We start from the raw sequence: 256 nt of genomic DNA on the forward strand, positions 1-256 counted from the left end.
CGCTGGCGCCGAGCAGCAGCCGGTCGATGCCGGCCCAGCTGGTGGCGCCGGAGCACTGGCAGCACGGCTGCGAGGAGGTGGCCAGGGTGATCGGCGACAGCACGTCGGTCAGGCGCGGGCTCTGCAGGCGCTGCTGGGCGAGCATGTAAGCCATGTTCTCGGCTTGCGCCAGCGAGGTGCTGTGCGGCACCACGCGGTTGACGCCGGCCGCGATGACGCGGTCGTCCGGACCGAACACCCCGGCGCCGAACGGGCC

The 256-nt window shown here is 73.4% G+C and carries 1 protein-coding gene; it reads right to left on the reverse strand.

Annotated features, from left to right (window positions below):
* A partial coding sequence (locus tag ACQG3P_RS20500) for a nucleoside deaminase (RefSeq protein WP_426806071.1) occupies positions 1 to 256 on the reverse strand: 256 nt, incomplete at both ends.

Source organism: Stenotrophomonas sp. SrG (genome assembly GCF_050031795.1).
GTDB classification, from domain to species: Bacteria; Pseudomonadota; Gammaproteobacteria; order Xanthomonadales; family Xanthomonadaceae; genus Stenotrophomonas; species Stenotrophomonas rhizophila_A.